General features: G+C 69.0%; 23 protein-coding genes. 9 read left to right on the forward strand and 14 right to left on the reverse strand.

Annotated elements, in window-relative coordinates:
• Positions 1-27 precede the first annotated feature (27 nt).
• Positions 28-1,404: a sensor histidine kinase gene (locus CTB96_RS04470; RefSeq protein ID WP_110125683.1), complete on the forward strand. Its 1,377-nt coding sequence runs from the start codon at positions 28-30 to the stop codon at positions 1,402-1,404.
• Positions 1,401-2,069 carry a response regulator transcription factor gene (locus CTB96_RS04475; RefSeq protein WP_110125684.1) on the forward strand — a complete coding sequence of 223 codons (669 nt, stop codon included), beginning with the start codon at positions 1,401-1,403 and terminating at the stop codon, positions 2,067-2,069. Before CTB96_RS04470 ends, CTB96_RS04475 begins: the two co-directional genes overlap by 4 nt.
• An 82-nt stretch (positions 2,070-2,151) precedes the next feature.
• Here CTB96_RS04475 and CTB96_RS04480 read toward each other — a convergent pair whose 3' ends face one another.
• Entirely contained in the window at positions 2,152-2,724 is a 573-nt protein-coding gene (locus tag CTB96_RS04480) for a YdeI/OmpD-associated family protein (RefSeq protein ID WP_110125685.1), read from the reverse strand.
• 159 nt (positions 2,725-2,883) lie between these two features.
• Between CTB96_RS04480 and CTB96_RS04485 the strand changes: the two genes are divergently transcribed.
• Entirely contained in the window at positions 2,884-3,306 is a 423-nt protein-coding gene (locus CTB96_RS04485; RefSeq protein WP_110125686.1) for a four-helix bundle copper-binding protein, read from the forward strand.
• A gap of 84 nt (positions 3,307-3,390) precedes the next feature.
• Here the strand turns inward: CTB96_RS04485 and CTB96_RS04490 are convergent, their stop codons facing one another.
• The 3 genes from CTB96_RS04490 to CTB96_RS04500 all read right to left on the reverse strand — a co-directional run bounded on the left by CTB96_RS04490 (position 3,391) and on the right by CTB96_RS04500 (position 6,235).
• A complete protein-coding gene (locus CTB96_RS04490; protein ID WP_110125687.1) occupies positions 3,391-3,747 on the reverse strand; it encodes a hypothetical protein in 357 nt (118 codons plus the stop codon).
• A 94-nt stretch (positions 3,748-3,841) separates the two neighbouring features.
• The gene (locus CTB96_RS04495) at positions 3,842-4,852 is read right to left on the reverse strand and encodes an arsenic resistance protein (protein WP_248283205.1); all 1,011 of its coding nucleotides are present in this window, start codon (positions 4,850-4,852) and stop codon (positions 3,842-3,844) included.
• Positions 4,853-5,029: 177 nt separating this feature from the next.
• Complete coding sequence (locus CTB96_RS04500; RefSeq protein WP_181397128.1) at positions 5,030-6,235, reverse strand: ROK family transcriptional regulator; 1,206 nt, start codon at positions 6,233-6,235, stop codon at positions 5,030-5,032.
• Positions 6,236-6,354: 119 nt separating this feature from the next.
• Between CTB96_RS04500 and CTB96_RS04505 the strand changes: the two genes are divergently transcribed.
• Positions 6,355-7,230, forward strand: coding sequence for a LacI family DNA-binding transcriptional regulator (locus CTB96_RS04505; protein ID WP_181397129.1), 876 nt, complete (start codon positions 6,355-6,357; stop codon positions 7,228-7,230).
• A gap of 13 nt (positions 7,231-7,243) precedes the next feature.
• Here CTB96_RS04505 and CTB96_RS04510 read toward each other — a convergent pair whose 3' ends face one another.
• Together CTB96_RS04510 and CTB96_RS04515 are read right to left on the reverse strand one after the other, a co-directional pair.
• On the reverse strand, positions 7,244-7,984 hold the full coding sequence (locus CTB96_RS04510; RefSeq protein WP_110125691.1) for a hypothetical protein: 741 nt from the start codon (positions 7,982-7,984) through the stop codon (positions 7,244-7,246).
• 57 nt (positions 7,985-8,041) lie between these two features.
• Positions 8,042-10,057, reverse strand: a complete 2,016-nt coding sequence (locus CTB96_RS04515) for a beta-galactosidase (RefSeq protein ID WP_110125692.1) — start codon at positions 10,055-10,057, stop codon at positions 8,042-8,044.
• Positions 10,058-10,199: 142 nt separating this feature from the next.
• On the opposite strand from CTB96_RS04515, the gene CTB96_RS04520 reads away from it, so the two are divergent.
• The gene (locus tag CTB96_RS04520) at positions 10,200-11,633 is read left to right on the forward strand and encodes a GH1 family beta-glucosidase (protein ID WP_110125693.1); all 1,434 of its coding nucleotides are present in this window, start codon (positions 10,200-10,202) and stop codon (positions 11,631-11,633) included.
• A 15-nt stretch (positions 11,634-11,648) separates the two neighbouring features.
• On the opposite strand, the gene CTB96_RS04525 is transcribed toward CTB96_RS04520, so the two are convergent.
• Both CTB96_RS04525 and CTB96_RS04530 read right to left on the reverse strand, forming a co-directional pair.
• Positions 11,649-12,236, reverse strand: a complete 588-nt coding sequence (locus CTB96_RS04525) for an Asp23/Gls24 family envelope stress response protein (protein ID WP_110125694.1) — start codon at positions 12,234-12,236, stop codon at positions 11,649-11,651.
• The gene (locus tag CTB96_RS04530) at positions 12,233-12,802 is read right to left on the reverse strand and encodes an RNA polymerase sigma factor (protein WP_110125695.1); all 570 of its coding nucleotides are present in this window, start codon (positions 12,800-12,802) and stop codon (positions 12,233-12,235) included. The genes CTB96_RS04525 and CTB96_RS04530 overlap by 4 nt, the downstream gene beginning before the upstream one ends.
• A gap of 205 nt (positions 12,803-13,007) precedes the next feature.
• Between CTB96_RS04530 and CTB96_RS04535 the strand changes: the two genes are divergently transcribed.
• Genes CTB96_RS04535 through CTB96_RS04545 form a run of 3 tightly spaced genes read left to right on the forward strand, consistent with a single transcriptional unit; the run spans position 13,008 to position 14,071 of the window.
• Positions 13,008-13,484, forward strand: a complete 477-nt coding sequence (locus CTB96_RS04535) for an Asp23/Gls24 family envelope stress response protein (RefSeq protein WP_110125696.1) — start codon at positions 13,008-13,010, stop codon at positions 13,482-13,484.
• 50 nt (positions 13,485-13,534) lie between these two features.
• Complete coding sequence (locus CTB96_RS04540) at positions 13,535-13,837, forward strand: hypothetical protein (protein ID WP_110125697.1); 303 nt, start codon at positions 13,535-13,537, stop codon at positions 13,835-13,837.
• Positions 13,838-13,897: 60 nt separating this feature from the next.
• Positions 13,898-14,071, forward strand: a complete 174-nt coding sequence (locus CTB96_RS04545) for a CsbD family protein (RefSeq protein ID WP_110125698.1) — start codon at positions 13,898-13,900, stop codon at positions 14,069-14,071.
• Between the two features lie 11 nt (positions 14,072-14,082).
• Here CTB96_RS04545 and CTB96_RS04550 read toward each other — a convergent pair whose 3' ends face one another.
• The 3 genes from CTB96_RS04550 to CTB96_RS04560 form a co-directional block, all read right to left on the reverse strand.
• The gene (locus CTB96_RS04550) at positions 14,083-15,345 is read right to left on the reverse strand and encodes a serine hydrolase domain-containing protein (protein WP_110125699.1); all 1,263 of its coding nucleotides are present in this window, start codon (positions 15,343-15,345) and stop codon (positions 14,083-14,085) included.
• Between the two features lie 271 nt (positions 15,346-15,616).
• A complete protein-coding gene (locus CTB96_RS04555; RefSeq protein ID WP_110125935.1) occupies positions 15,617-16,909 on the reverse strand; it encodes an ATP-dependent DNA helicase in 1,293 nt (430 codons plus the stop codon).
• 145 nt (positions 16,910-17,054) lie between these two features.
• The gene (locus tag CTB96_RS04560; RefSeq protein WP_110125700.1) at positions 17,055-17,846 is read right to left on the reverse strand and encodes a Gmad2 immunoglobulin-like domain-containing protein; all 792 of its coding nucleotides are present in this window, start codon (positions 17,844-17,846) and stop codon (positions 17,055-17,057) included.
• Between the two features lie 120 nt (positions 17,847-17,966).
• Here CTB96_RS04560 and CTB96_RS04565 point away from each other — a divergent pair, with 120 nt between their 5' ends.
• The gene (locus CTB96_RS04565; RefSeq protein ID WP_110125701.1) at positions 17,967-19,031 is read left to right on the forward strand and encodes a hypothetical protein; all 1,065 of its coding nucleotides are present in this window, start codon (positions 17,967-17,969) and stop codon (positions 19,029-19,031) included.
• 127 nt (positions 19,032-19,158) lie between these two features.
• On the opposite strand, the gene CTB96_RS04570 is transcribed toward CTB96_RS04565, so the two are convergent.
• The 3 genes from CTB96_RS04570 to rpsN all read right to left on the reverse strand — a co-directional run bounded on the left by CTB96_RS04570 (position 19,159) and on the right by rpsN (position 22,169).
• Positions 19,159-21,135: a bifunctional copper resistance protein CopD/cytochrome c oxidase assembly protein gene (locus tag CTB96_RS04570; protein WP_181397130.1), complete on the reverse strand. Its 1,977-nt coding sequence runs from the start codon at positions 21,133-21,135 to the stop codon at positions 19,159-19,161.
• Between the two features lie 129 nt (positions 21,136-21,264).
• On the reverse strand, positions 21,265-21,552 hold the full coding sequence (locus tag CTB96_RS04575; protein WP_066598601.1) for an HU family DNA-binding protein: 288 nt from the start codon (positions 21,550-21,552) through the stop codon (positions 21,265-21,267).
• Positions 21,553-21,863: 311 nt separating this feature from the next.
• Positions 21,864-22,169, reverse strand: coding sequence for a 30S ribosomal protein S14 (gene rpsN, locus CTB96_RS04580; RefSeq protein ID WP_104164519.1), 306 nt, complete (start codon positions 22,167-22,169; stop codon positions 21,864-21,866).
• Positions 22,170-22,171 lie beyond the last annotated feature (2 nt).

The raw sequence follows: 22,171 nt of genomic DNA on the forward strand, positions 1-22,171 counted from the left end.
CGACTCAATCACGGGCGGGAGGACGGCATGCCGCGCCAGAGCACCCCGACGCCGCCGCACACATCGCCGGCTCCGCACGAGCTTCGGTACCGGGCCGACCCGGCCGAACGCAGCTTCTCCCCGCTCTCCAAACTGCCGTTCTGGCTGCGCGACGTGATCATCGTGCTGTTCGTACTCGGCCCGAGTTTCGCGCACACCGACTTCAGCGGCAATGCCCTGTCCAACCCGGCCGCGGCGGTGTTGGTGCTGACCTCGGTCGTGTCGGTGCTGTTGCGCTGGCGGGCACCGCTGGCGGGCGCATCCATCGCCGTGGTCGCCTGCGTGCTGGGCCTGGCCGTCGACGGCCCCATCATCGCCTACCTCCTGGCCGTGCTGATCGGGGTGTTCTCGGTGGCCCGGCGGATGCCGCGGCGCACCTCGCTGCTCTTCTCCGGCGCGACCGTGCTGCTGCTCGCCGCGGCGACCGTCGCCTTCCTCGACACGCCATGGAACGATGTGCGGGCCATGCTGCAGCTGGCGGCGTTCGTGGGCTTCGCCACCGCCGCGGGCGATGCCAACCGGTCGCACTCCGCTTACATCCGCGGCATCACCGAACGGGCGCGGAATGCAGAGGAGACCAAGGAGTCCGAGGCGCTGCGCCGGGTCGCCGAGGAGCGGCTGCGCATCGCCCGCGACCTGCACGACCTGCTCGCCCACCAGATCGCCGTCATCAACCTGCATTCCAGCGTCGCCTCGCAGGCGCTGCCCGACCGGCCGGCCGACGCCGAGAAGTCATTGGCGACCATCCGCGAGGCGGCCCGCACCGTGCTCGGCGAGATCGGCAGCCTGCTCAACGTGCTGCGCTCGACGGATGCCGGTGCCACCGGGCTGACCACCGCTCCTGTCGCCGGGCTCGACGACCTCGAACCGCTGCTGATCGACTTCGATCGCGGCGGCCTGCGGGTGGACCACCGGCTGGCCGGCACGCCCCGTCCCCTGTCCGGCGCCGTGGACATCGTCGCGTTCCGGCTGATCCAGGAAGCCCTGACCAACGCGCATAAACACGGCGCCGACCGGTCCGCCCTGCTGCACCTGGACTACCAGGACGACGGGTTGGAGATCACAGTGACCAACACGGTGGATGCGCCGCCCCGGCCCGGCTCCGCCGCCGGGGTGAGCGCCGCCGCCAACCCCGGGCACGGCCTGCTCGGCGCCAGGGAGCGGGTGGGCTCGGTGGCCGGCCGGCTCACCGCGACCAGGGGGCCGGGGCCGGTGTTCAGGTTCACCGCCTGGCTGCCGACATCCCCGACCACGTCGGCCGGAGCCAACTCCGATACCGGCATCCGCGCCGGCAGCCCTGGGCCCGACCCGGGTGGCCCGCTCCCCCCGGCCGCCGAAGACTCCCGACCGAATGGTGTTTCATGATCTCCGTGGTTCTCGCCGATGACCAGGCCCTGATCCGCACGGCCGTGGCCGAGCTGGTCTCGCACGAGGAGGGTTTCAGCGTGGCCGGGCAGGCCGGCAACGGGCGTGAGGCCGTTGAGCTGGTGCGGCGCACCCGGCCCGACATCGTGCTGATGGACATCCGGATGCCGGTGATGGACGGCATCCAGGCCACCGCGGCGATCTGCGCCGACCCCGAGCTGGCGGGCACCCGCATCATCGTGCTGACCACCTTTGAGGAAGACGAGTACGTGCTGCAGGCCCTGCGCGCCGGTGCGAGCGGTTTCGTCGGCAAGGGCACGGAGGCCGGTGACCTGATGAACGCCATCCGCACCGTGCACGGCGGCGACGCGCTGCTCTCGCCGCGCGCCACCCGGGCACTCATCGACCGGTACACGGCACCCGCCGAGCGGGCGGAGCTGACGGCGCCGGCAGCGCTCGCCCTGCTCACCGAACGGGAACTGGAGATTCTGCTGCTGGTGGGGCGCGGCCACGCCAACACCGCGATCGCCGATGAACTGGTGATCTCACCGCACACCGCCAAGACCCACGTGAACCGCATGATGACCAAGCTCGGCGCCCACGACCGGGCCCAACTGGTGATCATCGCCTACGAGTCGGGCCTGCTCGTGCCCGGCGGCGCCTGACCCACAGGCCGACTTGCTCGTCTGCGGACGAGTTGCCCCGCCCCACCGGGGCAGTTCGTCCACACCGGGGCAACTCGGCGACTCAGCGGTAGTGCAGTTCTCCGCGGGCGGCCTTGTCCACCACATCACGGATGCGCGCGGCGCGCACCGCCGGCGTCTTGATGTTGGTCAGCCGGAAATAGATCATGAACCGCGCCCCGCGGGTCAACGACTCCAGGAACGCGGCGGCGTCCGGGTTCGCGTCCAACGCCACCTGCAGGTCGGGCGGAGCCACGGCATCCCGCATCCGGTAAGCGGCGTCCCAGCGACCGTCCGCCTGGGCGCGCTCGATCTCCGCGACGCCGGCCGGGCGCATCCGGCCCTCCTCGATCAGGCGGGCCACGTGTTCCCGGTTGATCTGCGACCAGGGGCTGTTCTTGCGCCTCGGCGAGAAGCCCTGGAGGGTGTAGTCCTCGTCGAACCGGTTGGACTGGCCATCGATCCAGCCGTAGCAGAGTGCCACGTCCAGGGCCTCCGACCAGGTCATGCCCGGCGCCGACGAGTTTTTCTTGCGCAGCTTCAGGCGCACACCGCCGTCGTCCGGGCTGTCGGCCAGGTACGCCTCCCACTGCTCGATCGTGAAGTCGTAGACGGGCCGATCCTTCATTCCCACCATGCGCCAATTGTAGACAGATGCCACCCACGCAGGTTCCGTGCGTTGGCTCGCCGAACTACTGACTTCGGGCCGGGCCCGGCGTAGCATCGGCCGTGGCGGGGGCCGTTGTCGGCGTTGGCAGGGGTCTGTGCCCGGTCTCCCGCAGAAGGCTGGTTACCCATGATGAACATGACCATGCAGATGATGGAAATGCACATGAAGGACATGCCCATGCAGGGCATGGACATGACCGTGATGCAGGAATGTATCGAGGCCTGTTCAGCGTGCGAGCAGGCCTGCACTATGTGCGCCGATTCGATGATGGCTGAAGGCATGTCGATGGCACGCAGCATGTGCGCCACCACGGCCGACATGGCGGGCACCATGATGCGGGCGATGATGCGCCCGAACGGAATGCACTCCGAGAGCATGATGGCGATGCACATGGCCTGCATGACCATGGCCACGGCCTGCGCCGAGGAGTGCATGAAGCACGCCGAGATGAGCGAGGACGCCCGGATGTGCGCCGAAGCGTGCCGTCAGTGCGCGATGGCGTGCCAGAAGATGATGGACATGATGAAGGGAATGATGCCCGCGACCTGAGTCTCGGACCGTTTCTTCGCGTACCGCCGGCTACTCACGCGGCCGGTCGATGAATCACCGCCGGACGGCTTGAGGTGTAGAGGTCTAGAGCCGGATGACGCTGATGCGGCTGCGGCCGCTCGCCAGCACGTTGTAGAGCGCGTGCACCGCCACCGGCTGCCCCGCGCCGAGGTGCTCGGTGAGGTCGTTGTGGTTCCACACCCACACGGTCTCGCCGTCGTCGGGCACATCGAGGCCGGTCGCGCCCTGCGGCTCCAGCAGCCGGATGCCGATCCAGCCGTCGGTCGACACGCTGGCGACGATGCCGTCCACCCACTTGCTCGGGGTGGCGGAAGCGACGCGCGCCTGGATGGGCTGGAGGGCGTGCCCCGGTCCGCGGTTGGCGCACACGTCACTACCGGTGTGGTTGCACTGCTGGGTGTGCAGCGGTTGCGTGATCATGTGAGCCTCCTTCGCGAGCGGTCTGTGGCCGTTTCATCGAGTGTAGGTTCGTGATTTTGCGCTGTCACTGGGCTCCGTCACAGAACGAAATACTCTACGACCGGCGGGAGGCCCGTTGTGTCTCGGGCAGCAGCTTCGGCAGCACGCGAACCAGGATCACCATGCCGACGAGTTCGACCAGGGTCTGGGTCACCACCGCGAGCGGGGCCAGGGCGAGCGAAACCGGCAGGGCGAGGGCCAGCGGCAGCACCACGAGCGAGTTGCGGGTGACTCCGCTGAAGACCAGGGCGCGGGCGGCGGGCGCGTCCAGTCGGGCCAGCCGGGCGGCGCCGATGCCCACCGCGACCATCACGATCAGGAAGACGACGTAGATCGGGATCAGGGCGACGAGGTCCACGGCCTGCGCGCCGACCGCCGCAATCTGCGAGCCCACCACTACGGCCAGGGTGAGCATCATCAGCGGCACCATCAGGGCCTGCATCGTGGTGTGGACTGCGCGGGCGGCCCGGGCGCCACGGTCGTCCGGTCCGGCGGAGGCCCGCCGCGCCAGCGTCTGCACCGCGGCAGCGACGGCCAGCGGCAACACGATCAGCAGGAGGAACGCCTCGAGGAACGGGCCGACCTCGATCAACGCAACAGCGCCGGGCCCGGCGAAGAGCAGCAGGTAGAGCGGCAGCAGCACGATCTGCAACAGCATCAGCAGCGGGGTCGCCGCCAACAGCCGCTCGCGGGCGCCGCCGGCCAGGCCCGTGAACACGATCACATAATCCACACACGGGGTGAGCAACACCAGCAGCACCCCGAGCAGCAGGGCGCGGTCACCGGCGACGAACCGACTGAGCGCGAACACGACTACGGGAACGATCACGAAGTTGACGACGAGCACGGTGCCGAGAAAGCGCAGGTCACGAACGGACCGGCCGAGGTCGCCAAGCGGTATGCCCAGGAACGTCGCGAACAGCAGCAGGCCGAGCACCGGGGTGATGGTCACGGCGAGCGCCGGTGCCACGGCCGGCACCAGCCAACCCACCAGCGCGCCGACGGTAATCGCGGCCAGGTACAGCGGCACCTGCCGGCGCTCCATCCGCTGCCCGAGTCCCGTCATGTTCCCACCCTACGGTCGAGCGGATGCGCCGCCGGTCGACTGCGCTCGTGCGCCGGTCGAGCCCCGTCCGCCGGTCGAGCCCCGTCCGCCGGTCGAGCCTGTCGAGACCCCGCAAGCCGACCTCGAAACCCGGTCACCAGCTTTCGACAAGCTCAACCAGCGGAACTCGCCGGCAGGTCAGCTGCCGAAGGAGCGGGGCGCGAGCTGGTGCTGCAGCACCAGGGCGGCGGCACCGACGGCAGCGGCATCCGTGGCGTGGGTGGAGAGCCGCACCTCGATGCCGTGCCGACGCTTGGCAAAGAACCCCTCGTCGAGCCGTTTCTGCACGATCTCCACATACATCGAGCCGGCGATCGCCACCGACGGACCGGCGAGCACGACGAAGTCGAGGTCGAAGAGGTTCGCGGCAATGAGCACGGCCTCGGCCAGGTCCTGGGCGGAGTGGGTGATCGCGGCCACCGCCACCGGGTCGCCGAGCAGGGCGGCGGTGGCGATCAGGGTGAAGTCGGCGATGGGGTCGGTGCCGCCCAGCTCGAGCGACGACTCCGCTCCGGCGTCGAGGGCGCGGCGCACCGCGGCCGCCACCCCGGCAGGCCCGGCGACACGTTCGAGGGTGTCGGGCGCGGCACCGCTGTGCGGCGCGGTCATCCACATCTGGCCCAGCTCCCCCACATTGGAGCTCGCCCCGCGAAAGACCGTGCCACCGATCAGGATGCCGGCGCCGATACCCGCGCCCAGATACACCGCGCACATGGTGGAGGCATCCGGCACATCGCCGCCCCAGAACTCGCCGACGGCGGAGGTGGTGCCGTCGTTGTCGAGCAGCACCGGCAGCCCGATCGCCGCCTCGAGCTCGTCACGCAGCGGGTACTCGGACCACTGGCCGAGGGTGGGCGGCGCGAGGAGCACGCCCTTGTCGAGGTCCATCGACCCCGGAGCGGCCAGCCCGACGCCGATGACAGCCTGGCCGTCGATGCCGAGGTCTTCGATGAGCTGTTTGGCCCGCCCGGCCATGCGGCTGATCACCGCGACGGGCGGCGAATCCTCCGCCCCCCGGGTGCGCAGCCGACCCACGATGGCGCCGCCGAGGTTGGTGACGACGTAGGTCAGCGAGTCCGCGCCGAGCTGAATTCCCACGGCGAACCGGGCGGTCGGGTTGATGTCAAGCAGCACCCGGGGCTTGCCGCCGGTCGAGAGGTCGCGGCCGACCTCGACGACCAGGCCATCGGTGAGCAGTTGCCGCATGACGTTGGTCATTGTGGCCGGGGTGAGCCCGGTGAGGGTGGCCAGCTCGACCCGGCTGATCGGGCCGGCCGAGCGCACGAAGTCGAGCACGAGGGCGCGACTCGTCGTCAGGGTCAAGTTGGCTCCGGCGCGCGTCATGTTCAGCCTCCTCGTTCCTCCCATTCTAGAGTTGACTCGCTTAATAAAGTGCCCAAAGAAAGCCGATGAGGATGTCTGTTTTCGGCCGAGAAGTGCCGGTGGTGGGGCACAATAACAGTGTGCCTGCCCTCTTCGATCCGTCCATCCAGTACGACCCCATCACCATCGGCACCGTGCTGCGCAGCTCGCCCCGGTTCCGCGGCGTCGAGCCGTTCTACTCCGAATTCATCGCAGGCCTCGAAGACACCCTCAGAATGAACAACGGCTCGGTGCTGGTGCACATCGCCGACAGCCTCGAGGAGGAGATCGCCAGCTACCGGCGCTGGGCCGCCTCCGGACACGTCTCGGCCATCGTGGTGCACGACCTCACCGAGAACGACGTGCGGGTGGGCATCCTGCACGACCTCGGCCTACCGGCCCTCGTCCTCGGCGACCCACTGCACACCCCGGAGTCCGGTGTCGCGACGCTGCAGGTCGACAACTTCGAAGCGGTGGCGCTGGCTGTCGAGTTCGCCGTTGGCCTCGGTCACCGCGTGATCGGCCGAGTCTCGGGCCCCGGCCACCTCGTGCACACCGTGGTACGCACCCGGTCGTTCACCGAGGCCATCACCGCCAACCGCGCGATCGCCCGCACCGTCACCGGCGACTACTCCGAACAGAGCGGCTTCGACGGCACCCGCCAGTTGCTTGGCGGGGCGCAGAGGCCCACCATGATCCTGTTCGACAACGACCTGATGGCCCTCGGCGGACTCACCTATGCCCAAGAAGCCGGCATCGCGGTGCCCGGCGAGCTGTCGCTGCTCGCCTGGGACGACTCCAGCCTGTGCCGGTTGTCGACTCCGCCGCTGTCGGTCATGCGCCGGGACGTGCACTGGCTCGGCTCCGCCGCGGCCGAGATGGTGCAGGAGCTTCTGGCCGGCCGCGCGCCCGGGTCGATTCCTGCGCCGTCCCCGCAGGTCGTCGCCCGCGGCACGACCGCGCCACCGGCCGGCTGACGCCTGCGTCAGGTCACGGGGCCGGAGGGGCCGGCGGGGCCGGCGGGCGCCGCTTGGGCAGGTGGTCCTGAATGGCTTGCTCGGTCACCGTCACCGTGAGTGGATCGTCGGCATGCAGGCCCAGGTCGAGCAGGATGGCGTGCACCTCGATGGGTCCGGGCAGCGCCGCATCCCATTGACCTGCGTCGATGACAACCCGCACTCGCGCGTACTCACCGGGGTCGAGCGGCATCGCCGGGCTCTGGCCGGAGACGTAGCCGAAATACACGCCGGCGGCCGGGCCGCCAGGTCGACGAAGCTCCGCGAAGACCATGAACGAGTCCCCCTGCGGGTGCCAGCGCGCCGTGCCGGCGTTGACGATGTCGATCGCCAGCAGGTCAAGATCCGGCGCCGACCGGGTGACCTCCGGCCAGCGCATGACCAGCCCGGCAGCCCGGTCCCGGCGGCTGGGCCGGCGGCGCTGCGACGACGGATGCAGCCACACGGTGGCCGCGACCGGTTCGCCCGAGCCCCGCTGGATCTGGCCGACCCGCCACCACTGCCCGTCGTCGTCCACCGGAGCACCGATGGTCGTGCTGTGACCGTCGTGGGTGTCGAGCACCCGCCATCCCACGCTGGGCGTGCCCGGCGGTCGCTCGGCGTCCTGCACGGCGAGGTCGGCGAGCAGAACGTCGAGATCCTCACCACGTTGCTCGAGGCAGCCGGGGTCGACGGAGATGGTTCCGACTTGCGGTCGCTCGTCCAACGGCGTCATACCCCATGGTCACACAGGGGCCGTGGACGCACCAAGGGTCCCGCTCTGCCGCGCCGCCTAGTCCTCCCGGATCACCGCGACGCCGCCGGCCGGAAGCGGCACCCGCACGGCGTGCCGGGCGCCCGTGAGCAGGTCCGTGCCGGTCGCCTCGGCCCATCCCTCCGTCGTGGCGTGGTTGAGCAGGAACAGGTAGGACCCGGCCGGCGACCGGCGCCGCACCGCTTCGACCCCGGCCGAGACCGTGGCGGCCGGGGTGACGCCGGCCTCGGTGAGCACCCGGTCGAGGAACTCGCCGAGGCTCGCCGTATCCAGGTCGGTGGAGAGGTACCAGGCCGTGCCGCCGCCGGCGAACGAGCGTCGGGTCACCGCGGGGTAGCCGGCCACGTCACCCGAGCCGTAGCTGGCGATCACCTCGGCGCCCTCGGCGTGCACGAGTTCGCTCGACCGGATGCCGCGCCAGCCGTTGTCCAGGTCGACAGACTCCTCCGGCGTGAGCGGGTAGAACTCCTCACTCCAGGCGCCGAGCAGATCGCGGAACGCGCCCGGGAAGCCACCGGGAATCACGGTGTTGCGCTCGTCGACGATGCCGGAGAACCAGGTCACCACCACGGTGCCGCCGTTCTCGGCGAATTCCGCCACGGCCCGGGCGTTTTCGGCCGAGACCAGGAAGAGGCCGGGCACGACCACGACCTTGTAGCCGGCCAGGGCGTGCCATGCCGGCAGCACGTCGACCGTGACCGCCCGCTCGAACAGCGAACTGTGGATGGCCCGGGCGGTGTCGGCGTAGACGGGGCGGTTGGTGGGCTTGAGGCCGCTCTTCAGCGCCCAGCCGGCCTCGTTGTCGTGCAACAGGGCCACCTGGGCGCCCGTTACGGTGCTGTCTTTCACCTCGGCCAGGTTGGCGAGGTGGCCGCCGAGTGTGGTGATGTCACCGAAGATTCGGGAGCGCCGGCCGGCGTGCGGCAGCATCGCCGAGTGGAACTGTTCGGTGCCGGACGTCGACGCCCGCCACTGGAAATACATCACGCTATCGGAGCCGCGGGCCACGTGCGCCAGGGCGTGCCGGATGAGCTCCCCCGGCTTCTTGGCCTGGTTGATGGCGTGCCAGCTGGCCGCGCCGGCGGCGTGCTCCATCAGCATCCACGGGCCACCAGCGGAGATGCCGCGCATCCGGTCACCGGCGAAGGCGAGCTCCTGGTGCCGCAGTGGGTCGGGGCCGTAGGTGTAGTGATCGTTGGCCACGATGTCCATGTGCGGGGCCCAGCGGGCGTAGTCCACCACGTCGGGTCCGAGACCCACCATGAAGTTGGTTGTGACCGGCACGCCCGGAGTGTGCCGGTTGAGCACCGCCTTCTCGGCGAGGTACTGGTCAAGCAGCGCGTCGGACGAGAAGCGCTCGTAGTCCAGCAACTGACCGGGGTTGTGCGCGGTCTGGGTGCTCGGCGTGGTGATCTCCTCGAACGAGGAGTAACTGTTGCCCCAGAAGCTCATGCCCCAGGCCTCGTTCAGCGCGGCGACCGTGCCATAGCGCTGCGCCACCCAGTGCCGGAAGTGGTCGTTCGACACCGGACAGTGACAGCGGGCGTTGCCACCGCCGAGCTCGTTGCCCACGTGCCACATCGCGATCGCCGGATGCCCGGCCACGTGCCCGGCGAGCGCCTCCACGAGGCGCAGCGAGTACTCGCGGTAGACCGGCGACGAGGGGCAGAACCCATTGCGGCCGCCCGGGGCGAGCGGATGCCCGAACTCATCCTGCGGCAGAATCTCGGAGTGCAGCCGATGCAGCCACATCGGCACAGCGGCGGTGGGTGTGGCCAGGTCGACCCGGATGCCGCTCTCGTGCAACAGGTCGAGCATCTCGTCGATCCAGGAGAAGTCGAACTGGCCCTCGCGCGGCTCGTGCTTGACCCAGGAGAAGACCCCGAGCGTCACCAGGTTCACGCCGATCTCGCGCATCAGGGCGAGGTCCTCGAGCACAATCTCGTGCGGCCACTGCTCTGGGCTGTAGTCGCCGCCGAAGGAGAGGGCCGGGGTGGGCCAGCTGTCCGCGGCGGGTCGGGCTTCGGGGCGCATGGCATTCTCCTGATCAACGGTGGCCAGAGTGGCGGGGCACGCCCGCCGATGACATCCGGCGAGCTGTTGCGACTTATTTTGGTAACTTGATAAAGTCTAGTCAGCCTCGTTTTCGAGCGCCAGTGCACCGAAGCAGAAATGGATGGCCTCCCCCATGACCGACGACTCCCTCGACTATCGCGAGAGCGGTTTGCGATTCCCCGACAGCTTCGTCTTCGGGTCGGCCACCGCCGCGTACCAGATCGAGGGTGCTGTCGACGAAGACGGCCGCGGCCCCTCGATCTGGGACACCTTCTCGCACACCCCTGGCGCGGTGGAGAACGGCGACACCGGCGACACCGCCGACGACCACTACCACCGGCTCGAGAGCGATCTGGACCTCATCGCCGCGCTCGGGTTGAACGCGTACCGGTTCTCCATCGCCTGGCCGCGCATTCAGCCGACCGGTCGGGGAGAGGCGAACCCGGCCGGTCTGGCCTTCTACGAGCGCCTCGTCTACGGGCTTCTCGAGCGCGGCGTGACACCGGTGGCCACCCTTTACCACTGGGACCTGCCTCAGGCGCTCGAGGACCAGGGCGGCTGGCGCAACCGGGAGACCGCGTACGCCTTCGCCGACTATGCCCGCATCATGGGCGAGGCCCTCGGCGACCGGGTGCAGATCTGGACCACGCTCAACGAGCCGTGGTGCTCAGCGTTCCTCGGCCACGGGTCCGGCGAGCACGCGCCGGGCCGGCAGGACAACACCGAGGCCCTCACCGCGGCGCACCACCTCAACCTCGCCCATGGGCTCGGCGTGAGCGCCTTGCGCGGCGTCGTCAGTGCCACGGCTCAGATCTCGGTCACCCACAACCTGCACGTGATCCGCGGCGACGCCGAAGGGGTGCGGCGCATCGAGGCCGTGGGAAATCGCATTTTCACCGGCCCCATGCTGCACGGCGAATACCCCGCCGACCTGCTGCACGACACCCGGGAGATCACCGACTGGTCGTTCGTGCGGCCCGGCGACCTGGAGCTCATCCACCAGCCGATCGACGTGCTGGGCATCAACTACTACAACACCACCCTGGTCGGCCCGCCCACCGGATCAGCGGATGCGGCGGACTCGGCCGCGGGCGCGGCGTCGCGGGCGAGCGCGTTCCCCGGCACCGACGACATCCCCCGGCTCGACCAGCCGGGCCCGTTTACCGAGATGGACTGGAACATCGAGCCGTCCGGGCTGCTGCAGCTGCTCACCGCGTTGCACGAGGAGTTCCCCGGTCTGCCGCTGATGATCACCGAGAGCGGGGTGGCCTTCAACGACGTCGTCACCGTCGACGAGGCCGGCACCACGCGCGTGCACGACGACAACCGGGTGGATTACCTGCGCCGGCACTTCACCGCCGCCCACCGCGCGCTGCAGGCCGGCATCGACCTGCGGGCGTACTTCGTCTGGTCGCTGATGGACAACTTCGAGTGGGCCTATGGCTTCTCCAAGCGATTCGGCATCGTGCGGGTCGACTACGACACCCAGGAACGCACCCTCAAAGACAGTGCGCTCTGGTACCGCGAACTGATCAGCAGCCGGCAGATCCCGTAGCGGTCCGGCGCCGGCTCACTCGGCGGGCGGTTCCGGGTTCCGCCGCAGGTGCACATCGGTGACGGTCACGTTCACCGCCACGATGTTCAGCTCGGTGTGGTGCAGCAACGATGTCGTGATCGCGTCGCGCAGGCGTTGCGCGGTCTGGGGAATCCGTTCTCCCCAGAAAACGCTGGCCGTGACGTTCACCGTGACCGGGCTGCCCGGCGTGGTGACGTCACCCTCGAGCCGGCAGGAGCCGATGAACGTACCGGCCACCCCGTCTCCGGCCGAGCGCACCAGGCCACGCACGGCGCCCTCGGTGAGGCTGAGCGTGGCCTTCGGCGACGGATGCGCCACCGGGATCGACCGACCGGCGCGCGCCTCGCGGTGGATATTGCTGAGGATCCCGGTCACCCAGCTGTCGTCGCGGGCCGGTTCGGCCGTCACGTCGGCTTCGAGGATGTCCTGGGCGAGCGTGCGGAACCGGGTGAGCGCGTCGTAGGCGATCCGCACCTCCGGCGCGGAATTGAGCAGCTCGGCCGGCGGGGTCTCGCCGCGGTCGACGTAATCGCTGAGCGAGGCGATGAGGTCTTCGTTCGGGTCGTCGGGAGAGAGAGTCATCGCCATTCCTCCATCTCTTGCATGAGCTTCTGCCGTGCCCGGGCGAGCAGCCCGCGCACGGTCGATGCGGGAAGGTCGAGCTCATCGGCGATTTCCGCGTAACTGTGCCCGCCGATTTCCCGCAACGTCCAACACTGACGCTGTGATTCGCTCAGAGTACCGAGTGCACGTGTGAGCCGCTCGCGCTGGGAGGCGGCTTCGGCCAACCGGTGCGGCGATTCAGATTCCGGCGCGGGCAGATCCCAGTCGGCCAGCGGCTGGTCCTGACGGCGGGCGCGGATACGGTCAATCGCCTTCCGGCTGGTGATCCGCATCAGCCAGGCCTTGGTGGCCGCCGGATCCTGCAGCTCGGGCAGGCGCTCCCACGCGGTGATGAAAGTTTCCTGCACCACATCGTCGGAATCGCTGGTGGAACCGAGGATCCGGGTGGCGTAGGCGCGCATCAGGGGCCCGTGCCGGCGCACGATCACCTCGAACGCGCGCTCATCGCCGTCGGCCGCGCGCGCGGCGAGAATCGCGTCGGTGGCGTCGCTGAGATGCGAACGCTCATCGGACCCCGTGGCCATCACGGCAAACCTCTCTCTAATTCGACCGTGCATCCCCGCAATATTCGTCTGATTCCGTGACGAACAATCCATGAGATGCGTCTGAACAGTATCAATGAGTTTCGGTGAGAAAAAATCTCTCCGCGTCCTTGACTTTTGGGGCATAGTGGCTATTTCGCCGTCCCGAACCGCATTGCAGCGGCCGACCAGCACAGGAGCCCGGCTTATGTCCAGCATCACCCCCGCAATGACCCCCAGCAGTATCGGCAGTGACGGCCCGGACGGCACGACCTCGCCCACCGCAGCCTCCCGCGGAAAAACCGTGATCAACACGGGGGTGGTAGCCAAGATCGCCGGCCTCGCCCTGCGCGACGTGCCCGGGATATACGCCCTCGGCGGCGGCGCCGCACGCGCACTCGGCGCCATCCGCGAGGCAATCAGCAACACCGACCACAGCCAGGGCATCAGCGTGGAGGTGGGCGAAAGCCAGGTCGCCGTCGACCTCTCCCTCGTCGCCGAATACCCGGTACCGCTGCAGCAGGTCGCCGACGACGCCCGTACCGCGGTGATCGCAGCCATCGAGTCCCTCGTGGGCATGGAGGTCACCGAGGTGAACGTCACCATCAACGACGTGCACCTGCCCGCCGACGAGACCGACGACACCGCCGACACCGCCGACACCGCGGAGGCCAGGGTCCAGTGACAGCTCTCGCCGCGGCACAACGGGGTCGCACCCACATCACGAGCCGCGCCATGACGCAGCTGGTCTCGGCCGTTGCGGCTGCTGCCCTCGGGGTGCGGCCGCGCCAGGTGTCCGTCAACCTCGCCGACGCCGAGGGCCGCCTGGACCTCACGGTGCGGGTACCGCTCCGGGTGCTGCCGCCCGAATGGGCCGCCGCCGCCGATGCGGGCGACGAGCCCAACGATCCGGCCCGCACCGAGCCGGCCCAGCGGCAGATTCGTTCCCGCGTGGCCGAACTCAGCGGCTCCGAGATCGGCCGCGTCACCGTACGTCTCACGCAGGCACGCATCCACCTGCCCGGCCGAACCCCCTAAGAGGCCACCCCAGACCTATCCGGCGATCCAGAACCACCCCCAAGAGAAAGAGAGAACACGATGAGTGCATCCGACAAGATCAAGAACGCCGCTGAAGACCTCAAGGGCAAGGCCAAGGAAGCCGCCGGTAAGGCCACCAACGACGACTCCAAGGTCGCCGAGGGCAAGGCCGACCAGGCCAGCGCCAGCGTGAAGAAGGCCGGCGAGAACGTCAAGGACGTCTTCAAGGACTAGCCCGCTCGAGGTCACCCGGCCGGCGCCGCCACGGCGGCGACGGCCGGGCAGACCGCGGTGGCCCGCATCGCGGCCGCCGCATCCTCTGCGGTCCAGGGCAGCTCCACGACCGCCGCTTGCCGGTCCGGCGCCGCCGGCGCCTGGGACGCAATGGCGGCCAACTGCTGGGCGAGGGCGAGCGCCAGCCGGTCGCCCGCCGTGGAGTCGTTCAGCGCCACGACCACGGTCAACCCGGTGCCCGGGTCGGTGAGAGTGGCCGACAGGTAACCGGGGATCGCCCCCGCGCCGCCCCGCATCGGGCCGAACTGCTCAGCGCCGAGCCCAGCGCGGCGCCACTGTGGCGCACCGCCCTCGGCCACCGTGCGCCACTGCTGCTCGACGGATTCGGCCGAGAGAAGCTGCCCGGTCGCCAGCGCCTGCGACCAGGTCTTCAGGTCGGCCAGGGTCGACACCGCACCGCCGGCCACGCCGGTCATTGTGGTGGAGAGCCGCGTCACGTCCTGCGGGCGGGTGCAGTCGGGCCGGCCGTCGGCGCCGAGAGCGGCGGCCCAGCCGCGGGGATGCGGCCCGGTCACCTCGAGATCGTCTTCGCCCGGGTACTCGGTGTCATCGAGGGCCAGCGGGCCGAAGACGTAAGTGTCGTAGAGGGTGGCCCAGTCATCACCGGTCGCCGCCCGGAGCGCCATCCCGAGCAGTTGGATGCCCGCGTCCGAGCGGCTCCAGACGCGGCCGGGAGCGCCCACCCGCGACGCGCCGATCGCGCCGGAGACCAGCTCGAGCGTCGGCCAGTTCCGGGTGGGGTTGTTCACGAACTGCTGGTCGAGCCGCGGCTGGCCCAGGCCCGACGTGTTCTGGCAGAGCTGGCGCAGCGTGATCCCGTCGATTCCGGGCAGCCGGGTGAGGTAGTCCGACACCGGGTCATCCAGCCCCACCTGGTCGTCTTCGGCCAGCCGGAGCAGCACCGTGCAGGTCATCGAGCTCGTCAGGGTGCCGATGCGAAAGCGCATGTCGGTCGTGAGCGTTCCGCCGCCGACGGGTCGGCCCGTTGCGGCATCGAGGGTTGTTCCCCGGCTGCCCGGGCTGGCCAGCCACTGCCCGGCCCAGGGCGCCCAGACCCCGGCGAGGGCTCCGGATGCGCCCGCCAGGGTGCGTCCCTCTTCCAGGGCGGCGTCCAGGGCGGTGACGGTGTCTGCGGGGAGGGAGCCGGTGGCCTGCTCTGGCCCTACCGGGAGGGCGACCCGCGGGTCGGCGCATCCGCCGAGCGGGAACACCATCCCCCCGACCAGGACCAGGGCCGCAGCGCTCCAGCCGCGTCGATGGCGCCGATGCCCGCCGCTCCGACCGCGTGAGCGATCCAGCCCGTCTGCCAGGGCATCCCCCGGACACACCCGCCCCCGTGCCTCATCACCCATGGCAACCCGATGCCCATTCCGCGCCCCGTGCCTTCCACCCGTGCGGGAAAGCCGGAAGGGGCCCATTGCCGGGGATGATACCCAGACCGGTGGCGCACCACCACCTCCGGCTCGGCTGCGCCCGTGCGGCGGGTCAGCCGCGTTCGATGGGGGTGGTCACGCGCAGGCCCTCCATGAAGCGGAGCACGTTCTCGTCCACGATGATGTCGCTCGGGCGCAACGGCCGGGTGAGGTAGAGGCCGTTCAGGCTGGTCAGCCGGCTCAGCGCCACATAGGTCTGGCCGGGGCTGAACACCCGGGTGCCGAGGTCCACGATCGCCTTCTCGTAGGTGGCGCCCTGCGACTTGTGAATCGTGACCGCCCAGGCCAGGCGCAGCGGGAACTGGGTGAACTCGGCTACCACATCCTTGCTGAGCTTCTTGGTGGCCGCGTTGTAGGTGTACTTGTATTTCTCCCACACCGTTGGCTCCACCTCGTGGGTGGTGCCGTCGATGTCGACGTAGACCGTTGAATCCACCCGCGTGACGGTGCCGATGCTGCCGTTGACCCAGCGCGGACCGCCGTCGAGCGGGTTGTCGTTGCGCAGGAACATCACCTGCGCGCCCACCTTGAGTTCGAGGACCTCGTCGGCGGGATAGGTGCGCCCGCCGAAGTCGCCGGTGACCTCGGCCTTGGCCGAGAGCGACTTGCCGGAGAGCCGTTTGAGGGCGGCCGCGTTGATGCGGTTGACCGCGTCGTTGCGGGTGGCCAGGGTGATCACGCCCTCCGTGGGCGGTGTGCGCGCGCCGGCACCGTTCAGCGCGCCACCGATCTCCGGGGTCACCTGGCCGTAGCGCACGGCGTTGAGCATGGTCTTGAAGCCCGCATCGTGCTGCCGGTGGATCTCGGTGAGCTCGAAGATCTTCAGCTCCGCGGTCTGCCAGACCTTCGCGTCGAAGAACCACATCGACCGGTAGGTGTCGTTGAAGTACGCGCGTTCCTCGGGGTCGCCCGGCACCGGGGCCAGCTGGTACGGGTCACCGAACAGCACTATCTGCACGCCGCCGAAGCTGTCGTGCGGGCGTTGGCGGGCCTGCCGCAGGCTCCGGTCGATGGCGTCCATCAGGTCGGCGTTGACCATCGAGACCTCGTCGATCACGACGGTGTCGATGGTGTTCAGGAGTTTCCGCAGCTGGTCGTTCTGGTCGATGGCGTGGTCGGCGATCACGCCGATCGGCAGCCGGAACAGCGAGTGCAGGGTCTGACCGCCTACGTTCAGGGCGGCGACCCCGGTGGGCGCGGCGATGACGATCTGCTTGCTGGTATTCCAGGACAGGTGGTTGAGCAGGGTGGACTTACCCGTTCCGGCGCGACCGGTCACGAAGACGTTCTGCTTGGTTCCCTCGATGGCGGCGAAGACCTCGGCCTGCTCACGCGAGAGCTGCATCTCGTTGGGGATCGCTGTCACGGGGTGCTTTCAGTGGGATGCGGAAGGGGCGGCCCGAGATTGCTCGGGAGGCTCTTCCACTGTAACCGTCCGGCCGGGGCGCGCCCACTCGATCCCCCCGGTGGTGGATAACTGGAGCGGGGCGCTACTGCACCAGGATCTGCACTGGGAATTCGTATTGCACGCTGCCATCCTTGGCGCTGGTGTTGTACCCGACCAGGTCGTAGAAGCCGCCGGGCAGATCCGCCGGCATTGTGAGCAGAGCGCTGAAGTTGGATTCTTCCGTGCCGCTCTCCGCCGTGACCTCCTGACTGAGCACCGCGGTGCCGGCAGCGTCCCGCAGCTCCAGGGTGAATTGCGCCTCGAAGACCTGGGCGCGGCCGGTCACGGCGATCTGCCCGCCGGGAGCCACGGTGTCACCGCAGACCGGGGTGACGATGATGATCGGCGGACGCTCCGGCGTGACCACGACCGGCACCTCGACGACGTTGATCGGGCTGCCGTCTTCAGCGCTGAGTTCGTAGGCCCGCAGAACCGTCGGCTGGTCGGAGTCGGGCGGCACGAAGGCCAGGTCGGTCTGCCAGGTGCCCTCAGTTCCCGACCCGGAGGTGGCCATGATTTGGCGCACACAGAGGGTGTCACCGGCCTCGGTGAGCAATTGCAGGGTGAGGGCCGCTTCGAAGGTGTTCGCGGTGCCGCTGGCGGTGACGGGCACCGTCACCCGCGCATCCGCCATCGGGCTGTCGATCTGAATGACCGGTCCGGACGTTGCCGGGGGCGTGGCAGTGGATGTGGCCGTACCGGATGCGGTGGCGCTGCTGGATGCACTCGGGGTAGGGGTGGGGGTGGGGGCCGGTCCCGGAGCGCACGCGGCGAGGGCGGTGACCAGCAGCAGGGCGACGAGATGGGCCGGTCGCGGCGACCGGGTGGCTGACATGATGGTGCTCCTCTTCTGCCGACGCTGGGATTGTAACGCCCATCAGCCGTGGCGGGCAGGGCTCTGGGGCATCACCTCGGTCGCAGGGGCCACTGCAGGATGCCGCCGTAGAATACTGGGGTGAGCTACGGGGTGGGAGTGCGACGGGGGCGCTACCTCCGTGGGCTGGTGGCAGTGGTCGTGGTGACCGTGCTGCTGATTGCCGCGCTCGTCGCCGCGATCGGGTCGCTCAACCGTGACGTCTTCAGCGCCGGGGGTTTCGTGCGCCAATACCTCGAGGCCCTGGCTGCCCACGACACCCACACCGCCCTGGCCATGCCGGGTGCCGAACCCACCGATGCCGACCTCGAGGCGGCCGGACTGCCCCAGGCCCTGCCCGATACCCTGCTGCGCCCGTCGGTGCTCGGTTCGATCAGCGATCTCGAGTTGGTCAGCGATGTGGCCAGTTCCGACCAGGCCGAGGTCGGCCAGAAAAGCCAGCACACCGTTGTCTACGGGTTCGAGCTGGACGGAAAGCCCACCACGATGGAATTCACGGTGGAGCGCCTCGGAACCGTCGCCGGTATCTTCTCCACCTGGGGCTTCGCGACCAGCCCGCTGGCGGTGCTGCAGGTGACGGTATTGCATGAGGCCGACTTCACCGTAAACGGCCTCACCCTCGATACCCGGGCGCACGCTGCGGCCGATGCCCCCATCACGTTCTCGAATCAGGCCGCGTATCTGGCGTTCGCGCCCGTCGTCTATGACGTGTCGCACGATTCGACGCTGCTGACCGCCCCCGTGCAGAGCCTGCCTGTCGTGGCCTCCGGCGCCACCGACCTCACGGTGGATGCGATGCCCAACGACACCTTCACCGGCCAGGTGCAGGCCAAACTCAACGAGTTCCTCGACGCCTGCGCCACCCAGGAGGTGTTGCAGCCGTCGAACTGCCCGTTCGGCATCGAAATCGACGACCGGGTCACTTCTGCCCCGGTCTGGTCGATCGCGCAGTACCCGGAAGTGGCGCTCACCGGCGGCGAGAACTCCTTCGACATGCCGGACACCCCCGGACAGGCTCACATCGTGGTCGAAGTGCAGTCGCTCTACGACGGCGACCGCGACACCCGCGACGAAGATGTGCCGTTCTCGGTGGGTCTCAGTGTGACGATCCAGTCCGACGGCTCCCTGGCCATCCAGCTGCGCTAACGCTCAGCCCGACCCACCGCTGATCGAGCTCACCCACCGCGGGATCGAGTCCACCCACCGCGGGATCGAGTCCACCCGCCGCTGATCGAGCTTGTCGAGATCCCGCGAGCCGATCCCGGAACGCGCGTTACCGGTCGTGCGCCGCCAACCGCGCCAGGCGCTCGTTGTACTCGTTCAGTTCCGCCTCACCGGTGCGGTCGGCGTTGCGGTCCCGGCGCTTGGTTTCCTTGTCGTCACTGCGACCCCACTGGATCGCCACGATGATCGCCAGCGCGATCGTCGGGATCTCGCCCACGCTCCAGGCGATGCCGCCGCCGGCCTGCTGGTCTGCGATCGCACTGATCCCCCAGTCGCGGCCCATGGCGCCGTACCAGTCCGCCAGCAGCAGCCCGGTGCCCGTCATCAGCGCCAGGCCGAAGAACGCGTGGAAGGCCATGGTGCCCAGCAGCAACAACAGCCGGAAGGTGTACGGCAACCGGTACGGCACCGGGTCGATGCCGATCAAGGACTGCACGAACAGGTAGCCGGTGATCAGGAAGTGCACGATCATCCACTGGTGGCCGATGTGGTCGGTCGTCGCCCAGCTGAACAGGGAGGTGTAGTAGAACACCCAGAGCGACCCGGCGAACAGCACCGCGGCCACGATCGGGTTGGAGATCACGCCGGCGAACTTCGAGTGCACCGCCAGCAGGATCCACTCACGCGGACCGCGGCTGCCGTCCCGGCGCATCCGGATGGCCCGGGCGGCCAGGGTGACCGGCGCCCCGGGAACGAGCAGCACCGGCACGAGCATGGTCAAGGCCATGTGCGCGAGCATGTGGGTGGAGAAGAGGTACTTCTCGTAGACGTTCACGCCGCCGTTGGTGATGTAGAAGAGGGTGATCATTCCCACCACCCAGAGGATGGTGCGGTGCAGCGGCCAGGTGTCGCCGCGTCGGCGCAACCGCACCACACCGGCGAGGTAGAAGAAGATGCCGAAGGCGCAGAACAGGACCCAGGCCAGGTCGAAGTTCCACTCGGTGAAGTAGCGGGCGAAGGTGAGCTCAGGCGGCAACACCTCGCCGGTGAGGATCTGGGCCGGCGTCGACGTGGGAATGGCCGTCGTGACCACCTGCGCCACCGGGGTGGCGGTGCGGGCCAGCGCCGCGGCAACACCGCTGGCCAGGCCCATGAACGCGATCTCGCCCACGACCAACCACCAGAACCACGGGTCGACGGCGCCCTTCGCGGTGCGCATCCGGCCGATCAGGTAGCGGCGTTGCAGCACGCCGAAGCCGCCGAGCACGAGCAGCACGGCGACCTTGACGAGCACCAGGATGCCGTAGCCGGTGAGCAGGTTGTCCCAGCTGCCGATGCGCAACTCGGCGCTGACGTAGCCGGAGGCGGCCACGACGACGAAGCTCACCAGGGCCAGGCTGGAGTACCGGCCGATGACCTCACGCAGCCGGGTCGGCGAGAGTTGCTTGTGCAGCAGGATGACCGTGAGCAGTCCGCCCAACCACACGGCGGCGAAGACCAGGTGCAGGCCGAGCGCGGTGATGGCGGCGTCGTGGCCCTCTGCGCCGGCGGAATGGCCCTGCTGGGCCATCGGCAGCAGCGCCAGCAGCGCCAGCACGGTGACGAAGACCAGGGCGGTCTGGTTGCGCACCGCGAAGCAGAGCACGGTGACAGCGGCGGCGATCAGGGTGGTGGTGAGCCAGGCCTGCCCGAGCTCGATCTGGCTGAAGAATTGGCCGACGGTTGCGCTGAACTGGTCGGTGAGGCTGATGGTGGCGTTGGTCACCTGCAGGAAGGTGAGAAAGCCGGTGGCCGCGGACGCGACAGTGAGGAAGGCGGCGGACGCGGCGGCGAGGTCGATGGCCGTGCCGAATTCGCGTTCCTGGGGGCTGAGGGCGAAGCAGGTGAGCACCAGCGCCCCGATGGTACCGGCCGCGCCGAGGTTGACCAGCAGCTTGGCCACCGGAAGGCCCCAGCGCACCACTGCGCCGGGATCAGCGAGGAGTTGGGCATCCGCCCCACCGCCGTAGGCCAGGCCCGCCAGGGTTGCCGCAATCGCCACCAGCAGCAGGACTGCCGGCCCGATGATGCGGAGGTAACGGGGCACGTCTCCAGCTTAACCGGCGGCGGACGGCGTTTCTGGCAGCCGGCCGGGGCGACGGAGCGCGGGGGCGGGTTAACGAGTAGTGGGCGCCGACTGAAAGTCGACGCCCACCGAAACTACGAGACCTGCAACCTACTTGGCAGCGGCCTTGAGCTTGCTACCAGCGGTCAGCTTGACGCGGTGGCCGGCTGCGATGGCGATCTCTTCGCCGGTCTGCGGGTTGCGGCCGGTGCGAGCAGCGGTTGCGGTGCGCTCGACGCCGAGCCATCCCGGGATGGTGACCTTGCCGTCGTTAGCAACGGTGTCGGCGAGGGTTGCAAAGAAAGCGTTCAGAACGCCGTCGACGGCAGCCTGGCTCTGGCCAGAGTCTGCGGCAACCTTGGCAACGAGCTCGGTCTTGTTCAGCGACTTGTCAGCCATTGAGTGTCCTCCTCGGACCTTCGTCTGTAAAAAACAGGTATTCACGTGAAGCGGGCGCGCTGTGAACAGCGCCTCCGTTGGTCGGTTCGACCGCGTTGAATCTAGCATTGATCCGCGGAAATCCGCGGATTTACGGCGTTTCGGGCCGCTTTGCCGGGGAGATTGGGTGGGTTTTCGCTGTGCGCGAACTCCACGACCCCTATCCGGGTCGGATGCCGAAAGGCCGGGTGGGTACAACACAGGGGATGCCGACCGAAGTCGACATCCCCTGTGGATGCCCTGCTGTTCGTCGTCAGACGATCAGTAGCTGGTTACCAGCTGGACTTGGTGATGCCGGGCAGCTCGCCACGGTGCGCCATGTCGCGGAAACGAACGCGCGAGATGCCGAACTTGGAGAGGTGGCCACGGGGACGACCGTCAACCGCGTCGCGGTTGCGCAGGCGAACCGGCGAGGCGTTGCGGGGCAGCTTCTGGAGGCCCTTGCGAGCCTCTTCACGGGACTCGTCGGTGCCGGCCGGGTCGACAAGAGCCTTCTTCAGCTCCAGGCGCTTGACGGCGTAACGCTCGACGATGACCTTGCGCTGGTTGTTCTTGGCAATCATGCTCTTCTTCGCCATTT

It is taken from the genome of Cryobacterium arcticum, assembly GCF_003185895.1.
Lineage (GTDB): Bacteria > Actinomycetota > Actinomycetes > Actinomycetales > Microbacteriaceae > Cryobacterium > Cryobacterium arcticum.

Coding starts and splice junctions, on each gene's coding strand:
- CTB96_RS04470 (WP_110125683.1), top strand. CDS start 28: ATGCCGCGCCAGAGCACCCCGACGCCGCCGCACACATCGCCGGCTCCG.
- CTB96_RS04475 (WP_110125684.1), top strand. CDS start 1,401: ATGATCTCCGTGGTTCTCGCCGATGACCAGGCCCTGATCCGCACGGCC.
- CTB96_RS04480 (WP_110125685.1), bottom strand. CDS start 2,724: ATGGTGGGAATGAAGGATCGGCCCGTCTACGACTTCACGATCGAGCAG.
- CTB96_RS04485 (WP_110125686.1), top strand. CDS start 2,884: ATGATGAACATGACCATGCAGATGATGGAAATGCACATGAAGGACATG.
- CTB96_RS04490 (WP_110125687.1), bottom strand. CDS start 3,747: ATGATCACGCAACCGCTGCACACCCAGCAGTGCAACCACACCGGTAGT.
- CTB96_RS04495 (WP_248283205.1), bottom strand. CDS start 4,852: ATGACGGGACTCGGGCAGCGGATGGAGCGCCGGCAGGTGCCGCTGTAC.
- CTB96_RS04500 (WP_181397128.1), bottom strand. CDS start 6,235: ATGACGCGCGCCGGAGCCAACTTGACCCTGACGACGAGTCGCGCCCTC.
- CTB96_RS04510 (WP_110125691.1), bottom strand. CDS start 7,984: ATGACGCCGTTGGACGAGCGACCGCAAGTCGGAACCATCTCCGTCGAC.
- CTB96_RS04515 (WP_110125692.1), bottom strand. CDS start 10,057: ATGCGCCCCGAAGCCCGACCCGCCGCGGACAGCTGGCCCACCCCGGCC.
- CTB96_RS04520 (WP_110125693.1), top strand. CDS start 10,200: ATGGCCTCCCCCATGACCGACGACTCCCTCGACTATCGCGAGAGCGGT.
- CTB96_RS04525 (WP_110125694.1), bottom strand. CDS start 12,236: ATGACTCTCTCTCCCGACGACCCGAACGAAGACCTCATCGCCTCGCTC.
- CTB96_RS04530 (WP_110125695.1), bottom strand. CDS start 12,802: ATGGCCACGGGGTCCGATGAGCGTTCGCATCTCAGCGACGCCACCGAC.
- CTB96_RS04535 (WP_110125696.1), top strand. CDS start 13,008: ATGTCCAGCATCACCCCCGCAATGACCCCCAGCAGTATCGGCAGTGAC.
- CTB96_RS04540 (WP_110125697.1), top strand. CDS start 13,535: ATGACGCAGCTGGTCTCGGCCGTTGCGGCTGCTGCCCTCGGGGTGCGG.
- CTB96_RS04545 (WP_110125698.1), top strand. CDS start 13,898: ATGAGTGCATCCGACAAGATCAAGAACGCCGCTGAAGACCTCAAGGGC.
- CTB96_RS04550 (WP_110125699.1), bottom strand. CDS start 15,345: ATGGTGTTCCCGCTCGGCGGATGCGCCGACCCGCGGGTCGCCCTCCCG.
- CTB96_RS04555 (WP_110125935.1), bottom strand. CDS start 16,909: ATGCAGCTCTCGCGTGAGCAGGCCGAGGTCTTCGCCGCCATCGAGGGA.
- CTB96_RS04560 (WP_110125700.1), bottom strand. CDS start 17,846: ATGTCAGCCACCCGGTCGCCGCGACCGGCCCATCTCGTCGCCCTGCTG.
- CTB96_RS04575 (WP_066598601.1), bottom strand. CDS start 21,552: ATGGCTGACAAGTCGCTGAACAAGACCGAGCTCGTTGCCAAGGTTGCC.
- rpsN (WP_104164519.1), bottom strand. CDS start 22,169: ATGGCGAAGAAGAGCATGATTGCCAAGAACAACCAGCGCAAGGTCATC.